The organism is Bacillus sp. FDAARGOS_527, assembly GCF_003812125.1.
Classification (GTDB): domain Bacteria; phylum Bacillota; class Bacilli; order Bacillales; family Bacillaceae_G; genus Bacillus_A; species Bacillus_A paranthracis.
Genome location: NZ_CP033795.1, coordinates 4456101 through 4479559 on the forward strand (window position 1 = coordinate 4456101; position 23459 = coordinate 4479559).

The following is a 23459-nucleotide window of genomic DNA, read 5'->3' on the forward strand; positions in this document are numbered from 1 at the left end:
CTTATACAACTCCATTTTTTACTGCATATAATGCTGCTTGCGTACGATCAGATAAATTCAACTTACTCAAAATACTACTTACATGAGCTTTTACCGTTTTTTCCGTAATAACTAAAACAGAAGCGATTTCTTTATTACTCATCCCTTTCGCTAATAGCTGCAATACTTCATTTTCTCTCGCTGTTAACACATCCACTTGAATAGAAGGCTCTTCTTCCTTTTCTTCTACAGGTAATGTTTGAGAGAGAAGAGCATTTGCTATATCAGGATGTAATTGAATATTACCTTTATATGCACTTCGAATAGCCTCAACAAGCTGATCCGGTTCTACATCTTTTAAAATATACCCGCTTGCTCCAGCCCTTAATGCTGGTAACACATGCGCCTGATCAGAAAAGCTAGTTAATACAATTACTTTCACATTCGGATATTCTTTTTTAATACACGCTGTCGCCTCAACACCATCCATTTCGGGCATATATAAATCCATTAGTACAACATCAGGATTCGTCTCCCCTACTTTCATTAGTGCCTCTTTCCCATTACTTGCTTCTCCAACTAACTCTATATCTTCCTGTGTACTTAAGAAAAATGCTAATCCTTTTAAAACGACTGTATGATCATCAACTAACAATACTTTTATTTTCACAAACTTCCCTCATTTTCACATCATAATGGTACGTTTACTTTTACACTTGTCCTTTTCTTATCACTTACAATTTTAATTGTTCCACCGACTAATTCTACTCTTTCTCGCATCGTAGTCATGCCAAGTGATTTCTTCTCTTTTATATCCTTTTCTACGAAGCCGGTTCCTTGATCGACTATTTCTAATGATACATTCTTCTCCGTCACTTTGAAATAAATCGTCGCTTCTCTAACATTTGCATGCTTACTTACATTATTTAAAGCTTCTTGTCCAATTCTCCATAGCGCTTCCTCTACTACGCGTGGCAAATCACGGACACCTGTAACTTGTTCTCGAATTTTCAAACCCAAACTTTCACCATATTGCTTTAAAGCTGGTAATAATCCTTTCTCCAAACCCGCTGGACGTAATTGCCAAATTAACGTCCTCATTTCTTTTAAAGCTCCTTGCGCTAGTTCACGCATGTCATGCAAAGATCGATCCACTTTTTCGTTTTGACCTTTTAAAACCGCCTCAGCGCCTTTTGTCATAAAGGTTAACGAAAATAACTTTTGTGAAACAGAGTCATGTAAGTCCCTTGCTAATCGATTTCTTTCTTCCATTCGTACGAGTTCACGTCGTTGCTCATTTAACCTTAAATTTTCTATCACGAAAGAAATATGATTTGTTATTGCTTGAAGTACATCTAACGTATTTACATCAAATTCACCATTATTTGAACTAACACATAAAACACCAAATATGTGAGTTTGAATCTGTATTGGGGTGGCGATAACCGTCCTATTAGAGGCAATCTTATGACTGATTTGATCGTTTAATAAAATAGGTTCACCTTTTTCTAACGCTTCTTTCGCCGCTTCTTTTATATCCTCCTGCCATTCTTCCTGGCAATAAGATGCCCGCAAGGATAATTCTTTCTCTTCCCTAATAAAGAATGCGACTTGATTCCACTGAAACACTTCACCTAATTGATCTACAACTTTTTCAGGCAATATATTAAATTGATGAATCGTTCTTAAAACTTGAATGAACCGTTCTAATTTCACATAATAATGTGCTCTTCGCTTTTCATTTTCATATAACTTTGCTCGTTTTAAAGCCGTTCCAATTTGGAAGGCAACTGATTGAAGCAATACTAATTCTTCTTCTGAAAAATGTGTTTTACCTGGGCTTGCCACATTTAACAAACCAAATTTTTCTCCTCCAGCCTTTAAAGGAACCGTAGCATGATGAAGAATTCCTTCTGTATCTCCCCAATTATATTCAATTGCATTATTAATTCTTTTACATTCAATAATATTAACAGCTCGCTCTAGTTTTCCTTCCACAAAGCCACGTAAACACCAACATTCCCCTTCACACATCGGGCGTTTGTTTTCATATGTAAGTGCCTCTGGTAATTGATAATCAATTAATTTTGTATATCTACCATTTTCATCCGCAAGAAATATCCATCCTGTCGTTAAACCTGTTACACTAAGTAATTTTTCTAGCACTGCTTGCAATACATGATATGTATCATTTGATGTATTTAGTGTTTCTGCAATTTCTTTTAATATAACTAATTCATTTGTACGATTCTCTTGAAACATAATTCGTCTCCTACATACAAGATTTTACATAGTTCCTAACATAAATCATCTACTTTTCACTTTGTACTTATTCGTAACATTGATATAATGGTGAAAACATAGTTTTCATTATATCACCTGAGGGGGCTTTTCATAATGACATTAAATAAAGCACTTACTATCGCTGGTTCTGACACAAGTGGCGGTGCTGGTATACAAGCAGATTTAAAAACATTCCAAGAACTTGGTGTGTACGGAATGACATCTCTTACGACAATCGTAACGATGGATCCACATAACGGTTGGGCACATAACGTATTCCCAATCCCAGCTTCTACATTAAAACCACAATTAGAAACGACAATTGAGGGCGTTGGCGTAGATGCTTTAAAAACAGGTATGCTTGGATCGGTAGAAATTATTGAAATGGTTGCAGAAACAATCGAAAAACATAATTTCAAAAATGTAGTAGTTGACCCTGTTATGGTATGTAAAGGTGCTGATGAAGCATTACATCCTGAAACGAATGATTGCTTACGTGACGTTCTTGTTCCAAAGGCATTAGTTGTCACACCAAACTTATTTGAAGCTTACCAATTAAGTGGCGTAAAGATTAATTCTCTTGAAGACATGAAAGAAGCAGCGAAAAAAATCCATGCTTTAGGTGCGAAATATGTCCTAATTAAAGGCGGTAGCAAGCTTGGTACCGAAACTGCAATCGACGTCCTATATGATGGAGAGACATTCGACATTCTAGAATCAGAAAAAATTGATACGACAAATACACACGGCGCAGGTTGCACATATTCTGCTGCAATTACAGCAGAACTTGCAAAAGGAAAACCTGTGAAAGAAGCAGTAAAAACTGCTAAAGAATTTATCACAGCTGCTATCCGTTATTCATTCAAGATCAACGAATACGTAGGTCCAACACATCACGGTGCATATCGTAAATTCGTTGTATCAAAAGAGCTTGTCTAACCTATAAATAAAAACACCCACAGAGTGTGTATTTTCCCTCTCTGTGGGTGTTTTTATTTATAAGCTCTTCTGGTCATCTTATCTTTAAGATGCAGAACTGACCTGATTTCTACCATTTCTTTTGGAGTAATATAATGCATCATCAGCTGCTTGAATAAATTGCTCTGGTGATTGTTCATATACTGAAATTCCTACTGAAACTGTAATTTTTATTTTTGTTCCATCTAACAATTGGAATGAATGTTTTTCAACAGCTGCGCGAACTTGTTCCCCCATACGCATTCCGTAAGCTAATCCCTTCTGTGGTATAAGAAGCGCGAACTCCTCTCCACCCTTTCGAAAAGCCAAATCTGGAAACGTTGAAACTTCTCGTAAAATACGCCCTATTTGTTTTAATACTTCATCTCCTGCAGGATGCCCGTACGTAGACTTAAAATGATCAATATCTATAAGTAGTAAACAAAGTGAATCATTTTTCATGCGCTTATTACCAATATGATGATTCATTTCTAAATCAAACTGCCTTACGTTTCCTAACCCTGTCAATGCATCTATCGTTGCATATTGCTTCATCTTTTGAAATAACTCATTGGATTGCAATACATAATTTGCGCTTATAAATGTGATATATGCCGCTACACTACTACAAACTAAATATAATGCTACTATAGACATATCTTTAAATAACATAGAAAGTGGCACTATTAAAATAGATAAACTATATACATTAAACCAGATCCACCTTATAAATATAGAAGCTTTCATCCGCCAAATAAAAATAATTCCAACACCTATCAATACAATAGTATAACAAGCCAATTCAGAGGCTAAAGAGTACTCGGTTAAAAATAATCGGGTAATTAAAATAATCGTAACTGTTATACTACTAGCTATCGGACCTCCAATTATAATTGCCAAAATAACAGCTAAATAGCGTAGATCTAACATAATATTCTCAATATGTACGCCAAAGTACATCAACAGTACACTTAATATTCCAGTAAAAATACCTACTACACATTTCTGCCAAAAAGAGAACTCTTCTTTTAACGGTTTATCTCTTAAAAGCTGACCTCCAATAAAAATAAAGGAAAGAATAATTGTTGTGTTTACAAATAAGTCCCTTAACATAAAATAATCTCCCTACTTTTCTATCTATCCCTTTCCTTATTTTATTGTATACGACATCCCTATAATTCCCAAAGATTTTTATTTATTTTTTGCTGTTCCACGTGAAACAGCAAAAAAATAAAAAGGACGAAAATTCGTCCTTTTCACTAACAACAGCGCGATATCTTTCCACCCTTTGCATTAAATCTAGCTTCTTGCGCTTCTGCAAAAAATTGTTTTTGACATACAACTTCTTTTTCTGGATGATGCTTTTTCATATGCTCTACATATGTTTCATAGCTTGGTACTCCAACAAGTAAACTAATAAAGTGTTTCCTTTGTCCCCATACTTGCCATAGTCTTTTAAGCATAGTTCCTCGACTCACTTTCATCTCTAGGGATATATGGTGCCTCTTTTAGCGGCATTGGCTTATTTCTTAATACTTGAATCCAAATTCGAATTGCAGAAATTAATACAGCGATTACAACGATCATAAAAATTCCACAAAGTGCCGCATCAATATAATCATTGAAAATAATTTGCTTCATTTGAGCCACATTTTTAGCTGGCGCTAACACTTTCCCCTCATCTAATGCTCCTTGAAACACCTTTGCGTGGGATAGAAATCCTATTTTAGGGTTTTCATGAAATAGCTTTTGATAACCCGCCGTCATCGTTACAATAAGCAATCCGACAGTTGGAATAAGCGTCACCCAAACATATGCCTTTTTTCCCATTTTGAACAAAATTGTCGTTCCAAGTAATAACGCAATACCTGCTAACATTTGATTTGCAATACCGAAAAGTGGCCATAATGTATTAATTCCACCAAGCGGATCAACTACCCCTTGATATAAGAAATAACCCCATCCTAACACACATAACGTTGTAGCTATTACATTCGCTAATGTAGAATCCGTTTTCCCAAATGGCTTATATACATGCCCTAAAATATCTTGAATCATAAATCGACCTACGCGCGTTCCAGCATCAATCGTTGTTAAAATGAATAACGCTTCAAAGAGAATCGCAAAATGATACCAAAATGCCATCATGGCCGTTCCACCTATTACTTTTGAGAAAATATATGCCATACCTATCGCTAACGTTGGTGCACCACCTGTACGTGATAAAATCGTTTGCTCTCCAACGTTTACAGCGAGATCTTTTAGTTCATTTGGTGTAATAGCAAATCCCCATGAGGAAATAACTTGAGCTGCCTGCGAGACATCTGTACCGATAAGTGCTGCAGGACTATTAATTGCAAAGTACGTTCCCGGTGTTAATACACAAGCTGCAATCATCGCCATGGCTGCTACAAACGACTCCATTAACATTGCTCCATAACCGATTGGCTGTGCGTGTCCCTCTTGCTCAATCATCTTCGGCGTCGTACCTGATGAAACAAGAGCATGGAATCCAGACACTGCACCACAAGCAATAGTAATAAATAAGAACGGGAATAAATTTCCAGAGAACACAGGACCAGTTCCATCAATAAATTTCGAAACTGCTGGCATTTGTAAATCTGGTGCTACAATTAAAATACCGATTGCTAATCCTACAATTGTTCCGACTTTTAAAAATGTACTTAAATAATCACGTGGTGCTAAAAGCATCCAAACTGGTAATGCCGATGCGATAAATCCATATACAATAAGCATTATAGCAATTGTTTCTCCGCTAAACGTGAACATGCTTGCAAGCGCTGGATTTTCCGCTACATACTGCCCTCCAATAAGAGACAGTATAAGTAGGATAATTCCAATTACTGACCCTTCACCAACCCGTCCAGGCCTAATGTAGCGCATATATACTCCCATTAAAATAGCAATAGGAATCGTTGCTGCTATCGTAAACATTCCCCAAGGGCTTCCGACAAGCGCCTTTACTACTACTAATGCTAATACTGCTAATAAAATAATCATAATGCCTAAAATACCAATCATTGCAATAAGTCCTGTAACAGGACCAATCTCATCTTTAATCATTTCACCGAGAGATTTACCATTACGTCTCATCGAAGCAAATAAAATGACAAAATCTTGCACAGCTCCAGCGACAACTACCCCTACAATAATCCATATTGTCCCTGGCAAATATCCCATTTGTGCCGCCAAAATCGGTCCTACTAAAGGACCAGCCCCAGCGATTGCTGCAAAATGATGCCCAAATAATACCCATTTATTTGTCGGAACATAATCTTTTCCATCATTTAATGTATGAGCTGGCGTTTGTCGATTATTATCTAAACCGAATACCTTTCTCGCTATAAATCTACTATAAAAGCGATAAGCAACTGCATACACACATACCGCAGCTACTAAGAGCCATACAGCATTAATAGTTTCACCTTGTGATAAAGCTATTACACCAAAAGCCCCGGCTCCTACTGCTGCAATAACTCCCCAAAGTAAAATCGACTTCAATGTTCTCACATACAATCCCCCCAATACTATTTCTTAGTGGGATTGTACTAAATTTTCTGAATATTTAACTTGAATCCTCCCTATCATGAAGGATTTTTAGTTTATCATGTTAAAAAATTCGCATTATCTGCTATAATTCAATTTTATTTCGAAGTCGTTTCACATAATTACGACTTACTGGAATCGGTTGCTCATCATATTTATCTAAATATAGATTATATGTGCCATTATAGTAAGGTTTTAACTCTTGTACATATGACATATTAATTAAATAACTTTTATGCACACGTAAAAAATCATATGCATTTAGCTTATTTTCTAGCTCCTGGAGTGTATATGTTGAAATATACTGATTATTTGTTGTATAAATTGAAACTGTTTTGTTTTCCTTATTTTTGCTTACATATACAATATCTTCAGGGAAAATATACCGAATCCCCTCTTGACCTTCTATCGGTAGTTTACGCAAATAGCTCTTTGCTTTCTCACCTTGCTCTTTAGCCATTCTATATAAAAGGAATTGCAAATCTTCCTCGCGAAATGGGCGTAGTAAATAATAAACTGCTTGAAAACGAAATGCTGTAATGGACTCTTCTATATCTTCACCCATAAAAATAAATTTCGTATAACAATTTACTTCCCGTAATAAACTCGCATATTCAAAACCCGTTCCATCTAGTAATTTTGAATTAAAAAAAACAAAATCTGGTGTATGCTTCTTCATCATAAATAATGATTCTGTTCCTGTATTTGCTTCAAAACATTCTACATTCCTTATATTTTCAGTAAATTTTTCAACTAAACTTCTTCGCTCTTCTGCATCTTCCATGATCAGTAAAATTTTCATTTCTTCAACCACCTAATTCTTTTGTCCGTATGTCCTGTTGTATACATTCGCTTTTATAAGGAACATTCCCTTTTTCTTACTATACCATTATTTATCTAAAAAAACAGAAAAAAGGGAACCATCATGGTTCCCCCTGCCCTTTTTTCCGTTATTTATAGGCAGTAAAACCCACTGAATGAGAAAACATGGGCTCTTAGTTTTACTACTCTAAAACATAATTGGTACGGACCAATAATTGAGATCACTTACCGATTAAAGTTTTACCTTATACTAATTCTCGTTGTTTCGTTTCTTGCCCAAGTATAATTACAGCAAATACGCCTATTAAAATTGATCCACAGAAAATCGTAAATATTAGTGATAGTGAAGCCTGTAAAGCAACTAAATATCCTACTAATAGCGGTCCAAGAATACCACCAATACGACCGAATGCTGCCGCCATCCCTGCACCTGTACCACGAATAACTGTTGGGTATTGTTCAGGTGTATAAGCATATAATGCACCCCAAGCACCTAAATTAAAGAATGATAGTAACATGCCTGCTACGATTAATACCGTTAATGACTCTGCCACTCCAAATAAGTAAGCACTGCAAGCTGTACCAATTAAATACGTAACTAAAACAAACTTACGACCAAGACGTTCAATAAACCAAGCAGCTGTGAAATAACCTGGTAATTGAGCTAACGTCATAATAAGTACGTATTGGAAACTTTTTATTAAACTAAATCCTTTTAATACCATTACACTAGGTAACCAAAGGAACATGCCATAATAAGAGAAGACAACTGAAAACCATAAAATCCATAACATAATTGTTGCCTTACGATATTCCCCAGACCAAACTGACTTTATATTTTCGATAACGGATGGCCTTTTTTCAACCTTTTGGAATCTTGGAGAATCTGGTAAATTCCATCTTAAATATAAAGCGTATAGTGCCGGAACCGCACTCAATATCATCGCAACTTCCCAACCATATTTCGGTATAACAAAATACGAGATAAGAGCTGCGATTAGCCATCCACCTGCCCAAAAACTTTCTAATAGCACAACTATTTTGCCACGTTCATGTGCTTCAACACTCTCCGATACTAATGTAGAAGCAACTGGAAGTTCTCCACCAAGCCCCATACCAATTAAAAATCGTAAAACAAGGAACATAGCAAGTGTCGTCGTTAAAGCCGTTAAACCACTACCGATAGAAAATAATAATAATGTAATAATAAAGACTGATTTCCGCCCTATTTTATCTGATAGTATTCCAAAAACGAGCGCCCCGACCGCCATACCAATTGAATTAATACTGCCTATCCAGCCCATTTCTTGGGTACTTAATCCCCAATCTTTTTGCAGCGCTACCATTACAAATGAAAGCATTCCAACATCCATTGCATCAAATAACCATCCAAGCCCCGCTATACCAAGTAGCTTTCGCTTCGAAATTTCTTTCACCTTGCCCACAAGAAGTCCTCCTTACACAGCTGTCTTTACACATCATTTTACATGTGTGAATTGTATAAGTAAAATACTTTCGGTAAAAAATTCTCCTTCATCATTCCCAAAAAGTAAAATACTTATCCGACTATTTGAGGGCAGTAAGACCCCTCACCTCAAAATTCAGCTGAAGCAAAGAGCGATAGATAAAAAAACCATGGCCATTAAACACCCGATTAGTGAGTATCCGCAATCGGTAGTAGATGAATAAAAACGCACTTTATTAAAAATGGACAAATAAAAAAGTAGCGATAGAACGCTACTTTTTTGAACGCATGACTTCTTTTAAAAATTCCGCTAATACTAACTGACGACGCCAACGCGTTGGATTGCTACACAATCTATAAAACCACTCTAAATGGATCGCTTGAATCCATTTTGGTGCACGTTTTACCTCTCCAGCCCATACATCTAAACTTCCGCCAACTCCAACGGCCATTTTCGTTTCTAAACGATGCTTATTCGTTTGGATAAAGTTCTCTTGTCTCGGGAAACCAAGTGCAACAAGCAATAGGTCTGGTTTTGCCTTTTGAATACGAGAAACAATATTCTCTTCTTCTTCTTGTTTAAAATACCCATCTTGTATACCCACAATAGATACAGCTGAATACGTCTTCGTTAAATGATCTGCTGCAGCTTGTACAACATGCGGTTTTGCACCTAATAAGAAAACTGATACTGGTTTATTGTCTTCTGATAACGCCGCAAGTAAATTACACATTAAATCAAAACCTGCTACACGTTCCTTTACAGGTGTACCTAACATACCACTTGCTTTTACGACTCCAATACCATCAGGTGTAATTAAATCTGCATTTAATAATGTTTGATGGAATGCTTCATCCTTTTTTGCACACATAACAATTTCAGGATTTGCTGTTACTACCTGAAAAGTATGTGTTCGCTCCACTTCTAGTTGTTCTTTTAAATATTGGACCGTTTCATCCATTGTCATTGTAGAAAAAGGAACGCCTAGAATATCAACTGTTTGTACTGCCATAGTTAACTATCCTCTCTATCATTACAAGTTTTTCGCTATTAATTGCTTATATGTTTCCTTTGTATCTTCATATAGTTTTTGAAGTGAGAAGTTCATAATAGCATGCTCATAAATATGTTTCCCCATTGCTGCTAATTCTCCAGTTTTCCACTTATCATACGCTTCTTCTAATGCTAATGCTAATGCCTTTCCATCATCTGTTGGCACAATCCATCCATACGTTTCATCTACAATTAATGGTTCAATCTCTCCAGCCCTAGTCACAATTGATGGTACGCGTTGATTTGCCGCTTCTAATAAAACTAGTGGGAACCCTTCACTATGGGAGGTTAATAAATTCACATGTGATGACGCAAATAATTGTTTTACATCTTGACGATGCCCTAAAAACTCGACTTTATTATTAATCCCTTTTTCAGTAGCCAATGACTTTAGATTTTCTTCTAACGGGCCATCGCCAACTAACAATACTTTAATTTTCTCTAATTTTGTTCGTTGTAACGCATCAAATAGAACTTCATGTCCTTTCACAGGATGCAATCGTGCTACTTGGATTGCCGTAAATACATCTTCATCAATATTGAACATTTCTTTTTTATTATAACCTTCTGCTTTTTCCTTATCGTATTCAATTCCATTATAAATAACATGCATCTTTTCATTAGAAATACCTAAAGCAGCTAAACTTTTCTTTAATCTATTTGTTACAACAAAAAATAAATCTATATTTTTTAAGGCTTTCAAATTCAATTTCGTAAAAATCCAACCTTTTAAGCCTTGTTTAGTAAAGTCTTCAAATGGATCACTATGAATAGTCGTTACCCATTTTGCCGTTATTCTCTTTTTCATTAAAGAAACATAGAAATTAGCCCTAGGACCATGCGTATGAACTATATCAAATTTTTCATTATTAATGAATTCGCTTATATTCTTTAAAATAGATAAATCATAGCGGGATTTTTGTGAAAACACATGGACTTTTATCCCTAACTCTCTTGCTTCTTTCGCAACAATTCCATCTTCAAATACCGCTAATTCTACTTCACCAGTTGGAAACTGATCGAGAAGTGAAATAATATGTGTTTTCCCTCCCCCATCTTCTGCTCCTGCATTCATATGCAATATCCTCATATTTTTTCCTCCTTTAAATCCTCGCCACATTTCCATCTATCTTTATTTTACTGTACTAAAAAATAAAAGCTAACAAAAGTTAGCTTTTATTTTAATCATTCAATTTCTAAGTCTACAATTAGATAAGCTAACACCACTACAAAGTAGATCCCAACTCCTGGTGCTGTTAAAATATGTCCTGCAATATAAGCAATACCTAATGCTAACAATAAGCTTGCTGCAATCATTCCATATTTTATATTAAATATCTCTTTAAACCTTGTAATAAATACTAGTAGGATTCTTAAGCCGTAATAAATAAATGGAATCATTAGTAATGCAAAACCAATAATCCCAAAGTCATAAAACCAATCATGGAAGTCCATTTCAATTAGCTTTGGATCTGGCTGCTTTTGTTCATTATATTTAAAATTACCTGCATAACCCATTCCTAATAACTTTTGTGACATTGGCGCTTCTTTAAAGAACTGCTTATGTCTTTCTTCATATACTTGACGTCCGCTGAAAATAAGATTTTCTTGATTTTCTTTCTTTTGCTCTTTCTCAAGCTCTTTCTTAACTTCCTCTTCTATCTTCGCCTTTTCTTCTGGCTTTTCAACTTTATGATGCTTTTCTTCTTTTGCTTTAAGTTCTTGCTCTTTTTTCAGCTTTTCTTTAATTTCTTTTTCCTTTTGACCTTGCTGTGCCACATTTTGCTCTGATAAATAGTTATTGTGAATACCCATATTTTGTGCTAATGGCGTTTGTTTAAACGTTCCAACTACACCAGCTAATAGGACAATAGCAATTACTGCATTAAACGCAAGGGATTTTTTGTTCGGATTTTTTCTATCAAATAATAATTGTAGTACAATGATTCCGATTGCTGCCGCTAACGTAGCACCAATTGAGCCCATTCCTACTTTCGTACCGACCTGAATTAATGAATAAATCATTAAAAGCGATGGAATCCAATATAAAACGTGTTTCCAGCTCTTTGTTTTTTGAATAGAATATAGTACCACAATAGGGAAAATAATAGCTAAGATTGAACCTAGTTCATTCCCTGCATAGAACCAACCTCGAGAACCTACCTTCATCCATTCATAACTACCAAAATCAGTAGATGTTGAAATAGAAATAACCATAATTGCGTTAATGATTAATGTAGCATATACAATACTATTCCGAACCTTATCACTAATATTAACTTTCTTTTTCAATGATTTTAAAGCTAAAATGTATGATCCCAGCATGATATATATATATAATGCTTTCGCAACGAATTTAACTTCTTCACTAAGTACAATAGGATTCTTAACTAGTTTATTATTAATAAATCCTACCCCTAAAACTCCGGCTAATAATATAAGATAAATTAAAAACTTTCTATTTCCCTTCTCTTTTGCCTGAATTAAAATATAAATGCCACCAACAGCCATAATAAGGAATCTTACTAAAATTCCAACGGTAGCACTTGACTTTAATAAAGTGATGCTAAGAGACGTTAATAAATCTAAAACAGGCTGTAAAATAATAAAAAAGAGCAAAAAACGCTCAAATCTAACCCTAGCTTGATTTGCTAACATTCCAAGACCTCCATACAAAATCTTAACATTATCTTTTAATCATAATTTTTTATCATTCAAACACACCTAGCAATTATAACATAACTCATATTCAAATCGAGAACTATTTTTCCAGCTAAAACTAGCCAGGATAAGTATTAATCAGTAATAGAAATTACTGTTCTTTCGCTATACTCCTTATTTTTACAAAAGCTATCTAACAACCATCCCCTTATTTTTGTCAGTATATACATATTTTTTTATCATTTTATACAGATGTAAATAACATACCTACCATTGTAACATTTTACCAACTAGGTAACATCAAAAAAATGTAAAATTAATCTTTTCATATCTTTTTCAAATTACTTTATAGCTATTTTCCAAACATTTTCAAACGCTTTCTTTATGTATTTTATCCGTTTTTCTACATGTAGCGAAAAGTAATTGTTATTTCCAATACTTTAGTGTATATTTTTTCTCTGGAACATCTTTAAGAGGAAGGGATTAAGGCCATGTTATTAATCGATATATTTACGTTTCTTGGCATTATCGCCGCTGCCATTTCTGGTACATTAGTTGGTTTAAAAAAAGATTTAGATTTATTCGGTGTCCTTTGTTTAGCTGTAGCTACTGCGCTCGGCGGCGGTATTATTCGTGATATTATGATCGGTAACCTGCCTCCCGTCGCATTTGTTAAACCCATTTACTTTTTCGTAAGCGTATTATCAGCATTATTTACTTGTATGTTTTTTGAACGTATCAATAAACTTCAAGTTGTTATTATGCTTTCTGATGCTGTTGGCTTAGGCGTTTTTACAGCTATTGGTGCAAATGCGGCAATGTCACATCATGTTGACGCCTCATTTTTAGTTGTTTCAATGGGAGTCATTACAGGTATTGGAGGCGGTATTTTGCGTGACATTTGCGCTCAAGATATCCCCTACGTATTCCGAAAAGAAATTTACGCCATCGCTTCTATTTTAGGGGCAATTAGTTTCCTAATCACATATGCAATGGGGGCACACGTATTGGCTTTCTATGTTTGTTTACTAGTAACATTCATTATTCGTGTTGTCACTGTCATATATAATGTACATTTCCCAGTTTTCTTTAAAACACATGCTAAAATTAATAAAGGTCATTAAGAGAATTCTATATGGAATTCTCTTAATTTATATACTATTCTACACACTAATATAGAGTAATTGCATATAAAAATATATAATTATATTAGAACTAAAAAATGAAAACGCTTTACAAACAGGGGGAAGAACGATGCTTGGGGTTTTTAAAAAACATAACAATAAAACAAACGTCAGTATACTTAAATTAAGTAAGAATCAACAAATCACTTTTAACGTTCCTACTAATTCTGAACTGAAAATTCAAATGGATATGCTACATATTTCAAAAGAAGATTTACAAATCGTAAAGGTACTACAGCCCTTTATTTATGAAGAAATTGATTGGATTACTGAAAAATTCTATTCCAATATTACAAAACAGCCTAATTTAATTACGATTATCGAACGTTATAGCTCTATTCCAAAACTAAAGCAAACTTTAAAAACACATATAAAAGAATTATTTAGCGGAGATATGCATGAAGACTTTATTGAACAACGTGTTAGAATTGCCAAAAGACATGTACAAATCGGGTTACATAGAAAATGGTATACTGCCGCTTATCAAGAATTATTCCGCTCTATCATGAAGATTTTAAAAACGAAAATTACAACAATTGACGATTTTTCTTATTCCATAAACGTAATAAACAAATTATTTACTCTTGAACAAGAACTCGTTATTGCGGCTTATGAATCTGAATATGAAAGAATGCAAAAAGAACTTGAAAAAGAAAAAGAAATAACAGCTATGACCATTACGCATATTGCAACAGAACTAGCATCTGTATCTGAAAAAACAAGCGCTTCTATTCAGCAGTTAACCGCTAGATCTGAAACGATTGTAGAAATTGCTAAAACAGGTACGTCATTAGCTACAACATCAGAAGAAAAAGCAAATAAAGGTAAAGAACAATTAAATGAGCAAAATAAACGAATGGAATACATTCAAACGAACATGGAAACGATTATTACAGATACGCATGAACTTCTCGATATTTCTAACAAAATTAACGAAATTATAGATATTGTAAAATCAATTGCAGAGCAAACAAATTTACTCGCACTAAATGCTGCAATTGAATCTGCGCGTGCTGGGGAATTTGGCAAAGGCTTTTCTGTTGTAGCTGGAGAAATTAGAAAGTTATCAGAGCAAACGAAAGAATCTATATTTAACGTTACAAAGCTCGTTGAAAAAACAAATGAACAGATTGTTCGTGTCTCTTCTTCCGTGAAACAAATTAGCTCTCTCGTATCTGAAGGAACTGATAGTATGTCTGCAACGGATCAATACTTCCAAGAAATCGTAAAAGACATGTCTAACTCGAAAGAACAGAATAAAAAAATTGAGAATGAGTTAGAAACCATTTCACAAGTAATGAAAGGAATTCAAGACGATTCCTCAAAAATGGCTCTAACAGCCGATAGTTTACAACTGGAATTAAATCGATAGAGTGAAGTTTATGTCAGTAGAGATATTTTATCCCTGCTGACTCTTAGCTTTCATCTTCTATCCATAAAAAAAGAATCCAAACTGGATTCTTTTTATTTTCTGAAAAATATTTTTTGACAATACACATAACTCATATAAACACCAAAGCTCTGCAAAATAAACAATGCTGGCATAATTACATTGTAATATGCCATATCTACTTGGAAGAGCTTTAACAATACGTAGCCACTAGTTAAAAATAAGAACAACATATATCCCTCATTTTGTTGTTTCTTAATAAGGAAGTGTAATAGCGCTATAGTCATAAACAATGTTACGGCTATATATATCAGTTTTTCACATTTAAAAAGAATAGAATTTATTCCCTCATCTGAAAACTGATTTATCATCGGTTCTAAAAGTTTAAATCTTTCTCCCTCAATCTCTTTTAACTTTTGATCAATATGCTCTGTTACACTTTGATTTTTCGATACTCTTTCCTCATGTTGTGTTTTTCCAATTAAGACAGATTGAACATACGTCTCATTCGTAATCGTATATTGTGACAGTCCCATTGTCTTAATTCCATAATTCACACTAAAATGAGCACTATAAAATAGAATAAGTATCCCTATCATCTTTAGTAACACTTTTTGTTTCGTTGCTGATTGAAACACTTCAATTAATAATACATATATCGTGATAAAAATAGGAAGAAATAATCCCATTGGGAAAATCATATTACTACATGCAAATAAAATCGCTGAAAACACCCACATATAAGGATGATCTAATCCTTTATATAAAAGTATGTAGCAAGCAAAATAAAATAAAAATATTGCAAGTGACTCAGGAGTTAATACGGAACTCATGAATATATTTGGAATATACAGAGCATAAAATGTGGAAGCAATACGACCGCATTCTTCTCCAAAAACTATTGCCGCAATACGATAAATAAAAAATGCAGTTCCTGCGCAAAATATCACATTAAATAGTTGTAAAGCGAATAATGTATCACCAAATATGCGAATAATTACTGACTCATATATAATAAACGGCAAATGAGTTACAGTCCCTATATTATTACCAATTGCAATCTCCTTTGCAGACTCATACATCACTTTCATATCACCAATTATTGGAGCGTCTACAAATAACAGCATACTAAGCCTCACAACTATAGATATACTTATAAGAAAAATAAGAAATTGTTTGTCTGTAAAACGATATTGTAGAATTGTTGCCACTAACAAAATGAGTATGACGAAAATTGCCAATATGATTGTTACACTTGTTGTACTTCCCCCAAAAAATTGCTTACTTGTCTCAAATGCTGTCCAACAACTATAAACAAAAAATGCAAGCATCGCACCAATCGTAATTTTATTGAAGAAAGATGAAAAATTTGTTTGTATATGATTCATATGTCCATTGCACCTCTATTTCCATTCATAACAAAACGATTCTATCATGAATGGGTACACGGCTGATAGGGAATTTCTATGACAAATACATAGTCATTACTTTTTGCTTGCAATGTAAGCGAATCCTCTTTTACACTACATTTTAGATAAAATAAATTTTCTTTCAGTTACATGAATACAAATACAGAAGTTTAAATAATCCTCTTTTGGAATACGCTTTACTTTATTAAATATCTAATATGAGTAATCCACTTACACATATTATTCTGATTGAAAACAGACTATAGGGGCTGAATATATGGAAAAGAAATTCATGCGAGAATCTAAAGCAATTAAAACAACACGTGTTTTTCCTAACGATTTAAATAATCACCAAACACTTTTTGGAGGGAAATTATTAGCAGAAATTGATAGTATTGCTTCAATTGCGGCTGCAAGACATAGTCGTAAACATTGCGTAACAGCATCTATTGATTCAGTTGATTTTTTAACTCCAATTCACCAAGCTGATTCTGTTTGTTATGAAGCATTTGTATGTTATACAGGGAAATCTTCAATGGAAGTTTTCGTAAAAGTAATCGCAGAAAATTTATTAGCAGGCGAGCGTAGAATTGCTGCTACTTGCTTCATTACATTTGTGGCAATAAAAGATGGAAAACCTTCGTCCGTACCACAAGTACTTCCTGAAACTCAGGAAGAACATTGGTTACACACAACCGGTTTAGAACGCGCGGAAAATAGAAAAAAAGGACGTTTAAAAAGTAAAGAAATGGCTGAGGTTTTAACTTTAAATAAACCTTGGAATATATAATGTTATTTAGCACAGGTAAGCATTCTTTTATCTTCACCTGTGCTTTTTTATTACAAATTAAATTATAAGTTACATATAGCTATCTAAGCATAACATCTATTCTTAAAATCCCCCACTAACTTGTCCTTTATTTTTTTATACTATTAGTGGTATAGTAGATAATGTTTACTAAACAAGAATGATGCCTATTATTTGTAAAGGATGGTGCAATATGTCTGTTGAAGTACCAATTGTAATACCTAAAACCTTGATTATTATTCCCGCTTACAATGAAGAGGAAGCGATTGCAGATACATTAACAAGACTTTTAGAATTAAAAGAACATTTTGTAGGATTAGATATTTGTGTAATTAATGATGGATCTATGGATAAAACATCTGAAATTGTTACAACATTCCCAGTCCATCTTGTAAATCTACCTTATAATTTAGGAATTGGATCAGCTGTACAGACTGGATATAAGTATGCTTATGAAAATAGTTATGATATCGCTATTCAATTTGATGCTGATGGACAGCATAACCCCGATGATTTATATAAAATCATCCAACCTATAGCTGAAGATCAATGTGATATGGTACTAGGGTCTCGATTTACGGAAAAAACCGCATATAAAGGCAGTCTTTCAAGAAGAATTGGAATATTTTATTTTACTGCCCTACTAAAATTACTAACAAAACAAACATTTATGGATCCAACATCTGGTTATCGTTCTATTAATCGCAAGGTAATTGAAATTTTCGCACAAAATTATCCGAAAGATTATCCAGAACCCGAAGTACTCATTCACTTAAAAAAGAAAAGTCTTCGCATTAAAGAAATATCTGTAAATATGCAAGAGAGACAAGGTGGACAATCTTCTATTACACCGTTAAAGTCTGCATATTACATGATTAAAGTCAGCTTGGCTATATTAATGCAAAAAATTGTGAAAGGTTGATAATCCATGCCCATAATTACCTTTTCATTTATCTTTATTCTATTATTATTTTTCCTGATTATTAACTCGATACGTAAAGGAACTTTAGAAACAAAATACGCCATTCTTTGGATTTTTGTTTGTATCGCAATGGCGATTTTAAGCTCTACAGATAAGATTATAAATTGGATTGGGAAGCTATTGCACGTAGAATACCCACCATCTGTTTTATTCCTGTTCGGACTTTTATTCTGCTTTATTTTAATTTTTGATTTAACTCGTAAGGTTTCTAAACAGCATCACCAACTTGTAACATTGACACAAGATTATGCGTTGCTAAAACAAAAATTAAATAATAAAGAACAAAATGATTCTTTACACGATGCATAATTAAAAATGACCTACTTTCTAAAATAGAAAGTAGGTCATTTTTATATACCATTTAAATGTAAATTCTTTGATAGATTTAATGAGATTATTTACTTACTTTAGAAATGGCCTGCTAATCCTCATAACAGTTGCGACAATACCTACACCTATCATTATAAATAGCATTGGCATCAATGGGAGCGCATATCGATCATATGCAAAGTATAAGCTATTGAAAAAGGTTTGGAATAAAACATTTATCCATAAGAATGAATACTCTCTCCACCTTCTCCAACAGAATGCAAATGCTAGGATAGAACAAATTATGAAGCCTGTTTTAATTGTGTCATAAATCTTCTTCATATCTTCTCCAGATATATCAAAAATACTAATTGTGGTGCCTGGATAATAATATGCTTTTTCCCAGAAAATTTGTGGTTTTAAAATTAAATAACTCTTTATCATTGACGCTTTATCTGTATGCCACCATTCCTTAATACGGTCCATCGCTACTTCTTGCTGCTTCGCCATTAACTCATGCGCTTCTATACCTGGATATTTTGCAAAGATTTCTGCATCGATTTCTTCCACACTTTTCCCAGATGGATAACCTTCACCTTGATATGTGCCAAGTAGTAAAGGATTACCTGAACCAGCTGTAAGCGGAATAAACTTGTTAAACTGAACATAGTTACGTGCCCACCAAGGACCAAGTACAACAAATAGTACCAATACACTAATAAGGGCTTGCTTTACCATTAAACGAGCCGGATAGCGTTTTGCTACAAGATATATAAATAATAGAATTGGATATAAAGCGATTTGTACCCTGAAATATAGTGTTACAAAGTAGAATAATAAAATAATATAAAAATCTTTCATTGAATGCGTATCTGCTAACTTTAAGCTCCAATATAACAGCCCTAGTGATAGAAAGAGATAAGGACTTTCTGTCAACGTTAAGTTCTCCACCACCACTTCAGGTGGATATAGAGCTAATAACAATGCAGCAATCAATCCTACCGCCGGATTTAAAATATATGTACCAATCTTATAAGTCATATAAATACTTAAAATACCAAAAGCTATCATAACTAATTTTGCACATAAAACACCTAAACTTCCATGTCCGAATATGAAAAATATGCTCGCTAATAAAAATACTTGTCCAGGCATGATATGAATAGTTGGTTTTGTCGGATCATGATACGTTAACATACCAGTTTCCAAAAAATTCACGGCATTTTTTTGATACATTAAGTCATCGCTACCAAGTGTCAAATCACTACCATATGTTTTTAAAGTCATTAACCGAAAGATTAGGCCAATAACTAGAATAATACCCAATATTATCAATTCAGGTCTTCGCATATACTTTTGTAACATTCTAAAGTTTCCTCCCTTTTATTACAACACATCTCTCTATTATAACCACCTTTCATATCTAACTTCTATACCTTTAATAATAATTATTATATACATAAAGTTGATTTACAAAGTTTATATGCGGTAAACTTATACAGATATTCTTTTAATCTTATTCCTTATAAAATGAGTTAATTTAAAAACATAAAAATTTGAGGAGTTAAAATTCTATGATGAAACAAAACCAGCTTGTCTCAGTTGTTATCCCTCTATACAATGCAGAGAAATATATTGAAGAGACGATGCAGTCAATACTAGATCAAACATATAAAAATATCGAAATTGTAATTGTAGATGATGGAAGTAAAGATCAATCACCTTCTATCGTAAAAAATCTTGCTGAAAAATACCCAGGTCAAGTAAAATACGTTCATCAAAAAAACCAAGGCGTTTCGGTAGCTCGTAATACAGGAATTGAAAACGCTAGTGGAGAATATATTGCTTTCCTTGATAGTGATGACTTATGGCATCCAACTAAAATTGAGAAGCAAGTCAAAAGTATACATAAAAACAACATGGACGCGTGCTATTGTGGTTATATGAATTTCTACGAAGAAACAGGCGAGAAGGTTGAACATACAACAAATTTTATTAAAGGCGATATGTCAAAAGCATTCCTAACACATCAAGTTGTTGCTCAAACAAGTACTTGGATTTTCAAACGAGCCATCGTAATGGATCATAACATTCGTTTTACACCAGGATGTAGTTGGGGCGAAGATTTGGAGTTTTTATTTAAACTTATGAGTGTGACAAATGTATGTTATGTCGATGAATACTTAACTTATTATAGAATCTTATCAGAAGGGAATCTTTCTTCTAAGTATAAAGATTATGAATTAAAAACAACAAAAGAGCTGGAAGTATTCAATCGTATGAAGGACTGGGTACATAACAAATCTCAAGATTTCATTACAAAAGACCCTCAGTCACTTATTGAGATTCTTGAGACTTATTTATTCCCTTATACAGTCATCAATAACGCTTGTATATATATTAAGGGAAACTCTCAATTAGATAAATCACAAGTTCAATTAATCAAAAAAGATATCAAGAAATATTGCCGTAAAATCTATTCAAAGAATGGAAAGCGTAGTAAAAAACTATATGCAATGCTTTGGTTTGTACGAATTAAATTTCTGTTTTCTTAAACTGAAAATATAACTATACTCTCTCTTTCTGTGAACAAATCAAATTTACAAATAGGACAAGCTAACCGGGTCCTAAAGAATAGAAAGGTCTTTTCTCATGAAAACAAATAAAATTCTAAAAAACGCATCCTACCTCTTTGTAGGAAACATTACTGTTCGTTTTGTACTGGCTATTGCAACAATTCTCTTTGCAAGATATGTTTCACCAGATGAGTACGGGATGTTTACAGTTGCATTAGCAGTTTCCGCTGTCATTTGCTATTTTACGGATGCAGGTTTGACACATACGTTTATGCGTGAAGGAACAAGAAGCAACGCTAACATTAGCGTATTAATAAGCAGTTATTTACGAATTCGTTTAGTATTAGCTATCGTAATTTCTGTGCTCTTCGCCATTTTCGCTCAGTTCTTCTACACTGATGCTTACTTACGTGCCATGGTATATTGGGTCGTACTACCAACCATGTTTGGAGCTACTTTACAAGGGGTTGGGATGGCCTATTTCCAAGTAACAGAGCGTATGCAATTCACAGCGATTATTTCTGTACTACAAGGTGTGACGGCCGCAGCCGCTCTTCTGCTAGGGATGTCATTTAAATGGTCACTTATGATGGTTGCTGCTATGTATGGAATATCTAGCCTTATAACAGGAGTCATTGCCTTTATAATGACAATCCGCTATACAACAATTCATAAGGGTTGGAATAAAGGCATTTTAGATCAATTACTTATTTTCACAGTCAATGGCGTTATCATTATGCTTTTACCGCAGTTAGGTCCTATTATCTTAGAAAAAGTTTCAACGAAAGCACAAGTTGGATTCTTTGGGGCTGCCTATAAAATACCTGCTGTACTTTACCAAATACCTGGTGTAATTGCAGCAGCCTTCTATCCAAAATTGTTTGCTTTTGGAAACGAAAATAATATTGATGAACATAGAAAGCTATCTCAATTCGAATTAAAGCTTATGTCTTTCTTAGGGATGGGAATTTCTATCCCGTTTATTGCCGATCCAAGTTTTTGGATTGTAACTCTATTAGGTGAAAAATATGCGCCAGCTGGTAATGCACTTGCAATTTTAGCCTTTATGGTCATTTTACAATCTATCAACTATCCGCTTGCTGATAATTTAACAACAGCTGGTCAACAATGGAAACGTGCGACAACTATGGCAATTGGATTAGCTGTTGCTATCATAAGTTACATCATATTAGGTAGCCAATTTGGAATGATGGGAGCTGCTGTAGCTGCTATCCTTACTGAGATTACATTATTAATCGGATTTTCATTATTCGTTCGTAAAGGATTTTCATTGCTATTCAAAGGAATAATATTCAATACACTAGCATTTATAATTAGTTATGCAATATATCGCACAGTATTAATTAGCTTACCACCACTAGTAGCTTTAGTACTTACTGGTATATTGTATGGCATTATTGGCCTTGCAATTGATCCACAAATACGTGGATTAATTTTAGGGTTTGTAAATAAAAAGCTAGGTAGATAAACAATAACAAGGCAAGCTTCTAAATTGTAAATAGAAGCTTGTTTTTTTACTTATATACAATTCCCCTTCATAATAAAAGGTTCTAGGTACAACCCCAATATATTTCTCGTACTTCTCTCCACTTAATACAACTGGTTTTTCCGTCAAATATAGTATTTCCACAAATTCATTGATCTGCTTATCAAACAGACCAAAGAACTGGATTATTCCTCTCTTTACAGTTATTACTCATTTGGTATATCACGTTAATTCTCGTATGTGTTCAATCAATTCCTCACCTGTAATGGCACCATAACCTGATATGTTCCAATTTTGTCCATAGGCCTCATCATGTGAAGCTAATTCAACTATTGCTTTTGCACCATCTGGTGTAAAACTATATTCACGGACAATCTTTTTACCTCCAATAAAGCTAGACATTTTATTTGCAAGTATTCCTTTTAATGTATGATGGACAAGTGTGTTTTCTGCATTTGGACCATAAAAGTTTGGGAAATGAGCAATAAACATTCGTACATTAGCTT

20 protein-coding genes and 2 pseudogenes are annotated in these 23459 nt (G+C 33.9%); 9 read left to right on the forward strand and 13 right to left on the reverse strand.

Annotation, left to right across the window (positions count from 1 at the left end):
* Position 1: 1 nt before the first annotated feature.
* Together EGX95_RS25885 and EGX95_RS25890 are read right to left on the reverse strand one after the other, a co-directional pair.
* Positions 2-649 (reverse strand): response regulator, encoded by a 648-nt coding sequence (locus EGX95_RS25885; protein ID WP_000695786.1) that lies wholly within the window; start codon positions 647-649, stop codon positions 2-4.
* Positions 650-669: 20 nt separating this feature from the next.
* Positions 670-2241 (reverse strand): GAF domain-containing sensor histidine kinase, encoded by a 1572-nt coding sequence (locus EGX95_RS25890; protein ID WP_000485103.1) that lies wholly within the window; start codon positions 2239-2241, stop codon positions 670-672.
* 135 nt (positions 2242-2376) lie between these two features.
* Here EGX95_RS25890 and pdxK point away from each other — a divergent pair, with 135 nt between their 5' ends.
* On the forward strand, positions 2377-3201 hold the full coding sequence (pdxK, locus tag EGX95_RS25895) for a pyridoxine/pyridoxal/pyridoxamine kinase (protein WP_000174249.1): 825 nt from the start codon (positions 2377-2379) through the stop codon (positions 3199-3201).
* An 84-nt stretch (positions 3202-3285) separates the two neighbouring features.
* On the opposite strand, the gene EGX95_RS25900 is transcribed toward pdxK, so the two are convergent.
* The 8 genes from EGX95_RS25900 to EGX95_RS25940 form a co-directional block, all read right to left on the reverse strand.
* Positions 3286-4332 (reverse strand): GGDEF domain-containing protein, encoded by a 1047-nt coding sequence (locus EGX95_RS25900; protein ID WP_000942882.1) that lies wholly within the window; start codon positions 4330-4332, stop codon positions 3286-3288.
* Between the two features lie 146 nt (positions 4333-4478).
* Complete coding sequence (locus EGX95_RS25905) at positions 4479-4682, reverse strand: YbdD/YjiX family protein (RefSeq protein ID WP_000919887.1); 204 nt, start codon at positions 4680-4682, stop codon at positions 4479-4481.
* Positions 4675-6750, reverse strand: coding sequence for a carbon starvation protein CstA (gene cstA, locus EGX95_RS25910; RefSeq protein ID WP_001259568.1), 2076 nt, complete (start codon positions 6748-6750; stop codon positions 4675-4677). Before cstA ends, EGX95_RS25905 begins: the two co-directional genes overlap by 8 nt.
* 121 nt (positions 6751-6871) lie before the next feature.
* The gene (locus tag EGX95_RS25915) at positions 6872-7588 is read right to left on the reverse strand and encodes a LytR/AlgR family response regulator transcription factor (protein ID WP_000698250.1); all 717 of its coding nucleotides are present in this window, start codon (positions 7586-7588) and stop codon (positions 6872-6874) included.
* A gap of 265 nt (positions 7589-7853) precedes the next feature.
* The gene (locus EGX95_RS25920; RefSeq protein WP_000521096.1) at positions 7854-9053 is read right to left on the reverse strand and encodes an MFS transporter; all 1200 of its coding nucleotides are present in this window, start codon (positions 9051-9053) and stop codon (positions 7854-7856) included.
* 292 nt (positions 9054-9345) lie between these two features.
* Complete coding sequence (locus EGX95_RS25930) at positions 9346-10086, reverse strand: WecB/TagA/CpsF family glycosyltransferase (RefSeq protein ID WP_000290759.1); 741 nt, start codon at positions 10084-10086, stop codon at positions 9346-9348.
* A gap of 21 nt (positions 10087-10107) precedes the next feature.
* Positions 10108-11217 carry a glycosyltransferase family 4 protein gene (locus EGX95_RS25935; protein WP_001221232.1) on the reverse strand — a complete coding sequence of 370 codons (1110 nt, stop codon included), beginning with the start codon at positions 11215-11217 and terminating at the stop codon, positions 10108-10110.
* A gap of 95 nt (positions 11218-11312) precedes the next feature.
* Positions 11313-12785, reverse strand: coding sequence for an O-antigen ligase family protein (locus tag EGX95_RS25940; protein ID WP_000880771.1), 1473 nt, complete (start codon positions 12783-12785; stop codon positions 11313-11315).
* Positions 12786-13279: 494 nt separating this feature from the next.
* On the opposite strand from EGX95_RS25940, the gene EGX95_RS25945 reads away from it, so the two are divergent.
* The 3 genes and pseudogenes from EGX95_RS25945 to EGX95_RS31190 all read left to right on the forward strand — a co-directional run bounded on the left by EGX95_RS25945 (position 13280) and on the right by EGX95_RS31190 (position 15344).
* Positions 13280-13912 carry a trimeric intracellular cation channel family protein gene (locus EGX95_RS25945; RefSeq protein WP_000924376.1) on the forward strand — a complete coding sequence of 211 codons (633 nt, stop codon included), beginning with the start codon at positions 13280-13282 and terminating at the stop codon, positions 13910-13912.
* A 250-nt stretch (positions 13913-14162) separates the two neighbouring features.
* Positions 14163-14540 (forward strand): annotated as a pseudogene (locus tag EGX95_RS31185) (protoglobin family protein); the annotation flags it as partial.
* Entirely contained in the window at positions 14538-15344 is an 807-nt protein-coding gene (locus tag EGX95_RS31190) for a methyl-accepting chemotaxis protein (protein WP_370657705.1), read from the forward strand. The pseudogene EGX95_RS31185 and the gene EGX95_RS31190, both read left to right, overlap by 3 nt.
* 92 nt (positions 15345-15436) lie before the next feature.
* Here EGX95_RS31190 and EGX95_RS25955 read toward each other — a convergent pair whose 3' ends face one another.
* Positions 15437-16750, reverse strand: coding sequence for an ArnT family glycosyltransferase (locus EGX95_RS25955; RefSeq protein ID WP_001015647.1), 1314 nt, complete (start codon positions 16748-16750; stop codon positions 15437-15439).
* Between the two features lie 298 nt (positions 16751-17048).
* Between EGX95_RS25955 and EGX95_RS25960 the strand changes: the two genes are divergently transcribed.
* The 3 genes from EGX95_RS25960 (at position 17049) to EGX95_RS25970 (ending at position 18870) form a co-directional block, all read left to right on the forward strand.
* Entirely contained in the window at positions 17049-17561 is a 513-nt protein-coding gene (locus EGX95_RS25960) for an acyl-CoA thioesterase (protein WP_000412125.1), read from the forward strand.
* A 211-nt stretch (positions 17562-17772) separates the two neighbouring features.
* On the forward strand, positions 17773-18501 hold the full coding sequence (locus EGX95_RS25965) for a glycosyltransferase family 2 protein (protein ID WP_000110208.1): 729 nt from the start codon (positions 17773-17775) through the stop codon (positions 18499-18501).
* Positions 18502-18507: 6 nt separating this feature from the next.
* Positions 18508-18870, forward strand: a complete 363-nt coding sequence (locus EGX95_RS25970; protein ID WP_001121766.1) for a DUF2304 domain-containing protein — start codon at positions 18508-18510, stop codon at positions 18868-18870.
* Between the two features lie 93 nt (positions 18871-18963).
* Here the strand turns inward: EGX95_RS25970 and EGX95_RS25975 are convergent, their stop codons facing one another.
* A complete protein-coding gene (locus EGX95_RS25975) occupies positions 18964-20235 on the reverse strand; it encodes a glycosyltransferase family 39 protein (protein ID WP_000939655.1) in 1272 nt (423 codons plus the stop codon).
* 209 nt (positions 20236-20444) lie between these two features.
* Here EGX95_RS25975 and EGX95_RS25980 point away from each other — a divergent pair, with 209 nt between their 5' ends.
* Together EGX95_RS25980 and EGX95_RS25985 are read left to right on the forward strand one after the other, a co-directional pair.
* Positions 20445-21425: a glycosyltransferase family 2 protein gene (locus tag EGX95_RS25980; RefSeq protein WP_000977628.1), complete on the forward strand. Its 981-nt coding sequence runs from the start codon at positions 20445-20447 to the stop codon at positions 21423-21425.
* Between the two features lie 97 nt (positions 21426-21522).
* A complete protein-coding gene (locus EGX95_RS25985) occupies positions 21523-22935 on the forward strand; it encodes an oligosaccharide flippase family protein (protein WP_000856141.1) in 1413 nt (470 codons plus the stop codon).
* Here the strand turns inward: EGX95_RS25985 and EGX95_RS30855 are convergent.
* Positions 22924-23457 (reverse strand): annotated as a pseudogene (locus EGX95_RS30855) (short chain dehydrogenase); the annotation flags it as partial. The gene EGX95_RS25985 and the pseudogene EGX95_RS30855 sit on opposite strands and share 12 nt — an antisense overlap.
* Positions 23458-23459: the final 2 nt, after the last annotated feature.

Coding starts and splice junctions, on each gene's coding strand:
- EGX95_RS25890 (WP_000485103.1), bottom strand. CDS start 2,241: ATGTTTCAAGAGAATCGTACAAATGAATTAGTTATATTAAAAGAAATT.
- pdxK (WP_000174249.1), top strand. CDS start 2,377: ATGACATTAAATAAAGCACTTACTATCGCTGGTTCTGACACAAGTGGC.
- EGX95_RS25900 (WP_000942882.1), bottom strand. CDS start 4,332: ATGTTAAGGGACTTATTTGTAAACACAACAATTATTCTTTCCTTTATT.
- EGX95_RS25905 (WP_000919887.1), bottom strand. CDS start 4,682: ATGCTTAAAAGACTATGGCAAGTATGGGGACAAAGGAAACACTTTATT.
- EGX95_RS25915 (WP_000698250.1), bottom strand. CDS start 7,588: ATGAAAATTTTACTGATCATGGAAGATGCAGAAGAGCGAAGAAGTTTA.
- EGX95_RS25930 (WP_000290759.1), bottom strand. CDS start 10,086: ATGGCAGTACAAACAGTTGATATTCTAGGCGTTCCTTTTTCTACAATG.
- EGX95_RS25935 (WP_001221232.1), bottom strand. CDS start 11,217: ATGAGGATATTGCATATGAATGCAGGAGCAGAAGATGGGGGAGGGAAA.
- EGX95_RS25940 (WP_000880771.1), bottom strand. CDS start 12,785: ATGTTAGCAAATCAAGCTAGGGTTAGATTTGAGCGTTTTTTGCTCTTT.
- EGX95_RS25945 (WP_000924376.1), top strand. CDS start 13,280: ATGTTATTAATCGATATATTTACGTTTCTTGGCATTATCGCCGCTGCC.
- EGX95_RS25955 (WP_001015647.1), bottom strand. CDS start 16,750: ATGAATCATATACAAACAAATTTTTCATCTTTCTTCAATAAAATTACG.
- EGX95_RS25960 (WP_000412125.1), top strand. CDS start 17,049: ATGGAAAAGAAATTCATGCGAGAATCTAAAGCAATTAAAACAACACGT.
- EGX95_RS25965 (WP_000110208.1), top strand. CDS start 17,773: ATGTCTGTTGAAGTACCAATTGTAATACCTAAAACCTTGATTATTATT.
- EGX95_RS25970 (WP_001121766.1), top strand. CDS start 18,508: ATGCCCATAATTACCTTTTCATTTATCTTTATTCTATTATTATTTTTC.
- EGX95_RS25975 (WP_000939655.1), bottom strand. CDS start 20,235: ATGTTACAAAAGTATATGCGAAGACCTGAATTGATAATATTGGGTATT.
- EGX95_RS25980 (WP_000977628.1), top strand. CDS start 20,445: ATGATGAAACAAAACCAGCTTGTCTCAGTTGTTATCCCTCTATACAAT.
- EGX95_RS25985 (WP_000856141.1), top strand. CDS start 21,523: ATGAAAACAAATAAAATTCTAAAAAACGCATCCTACCTCTTTGTAGGA.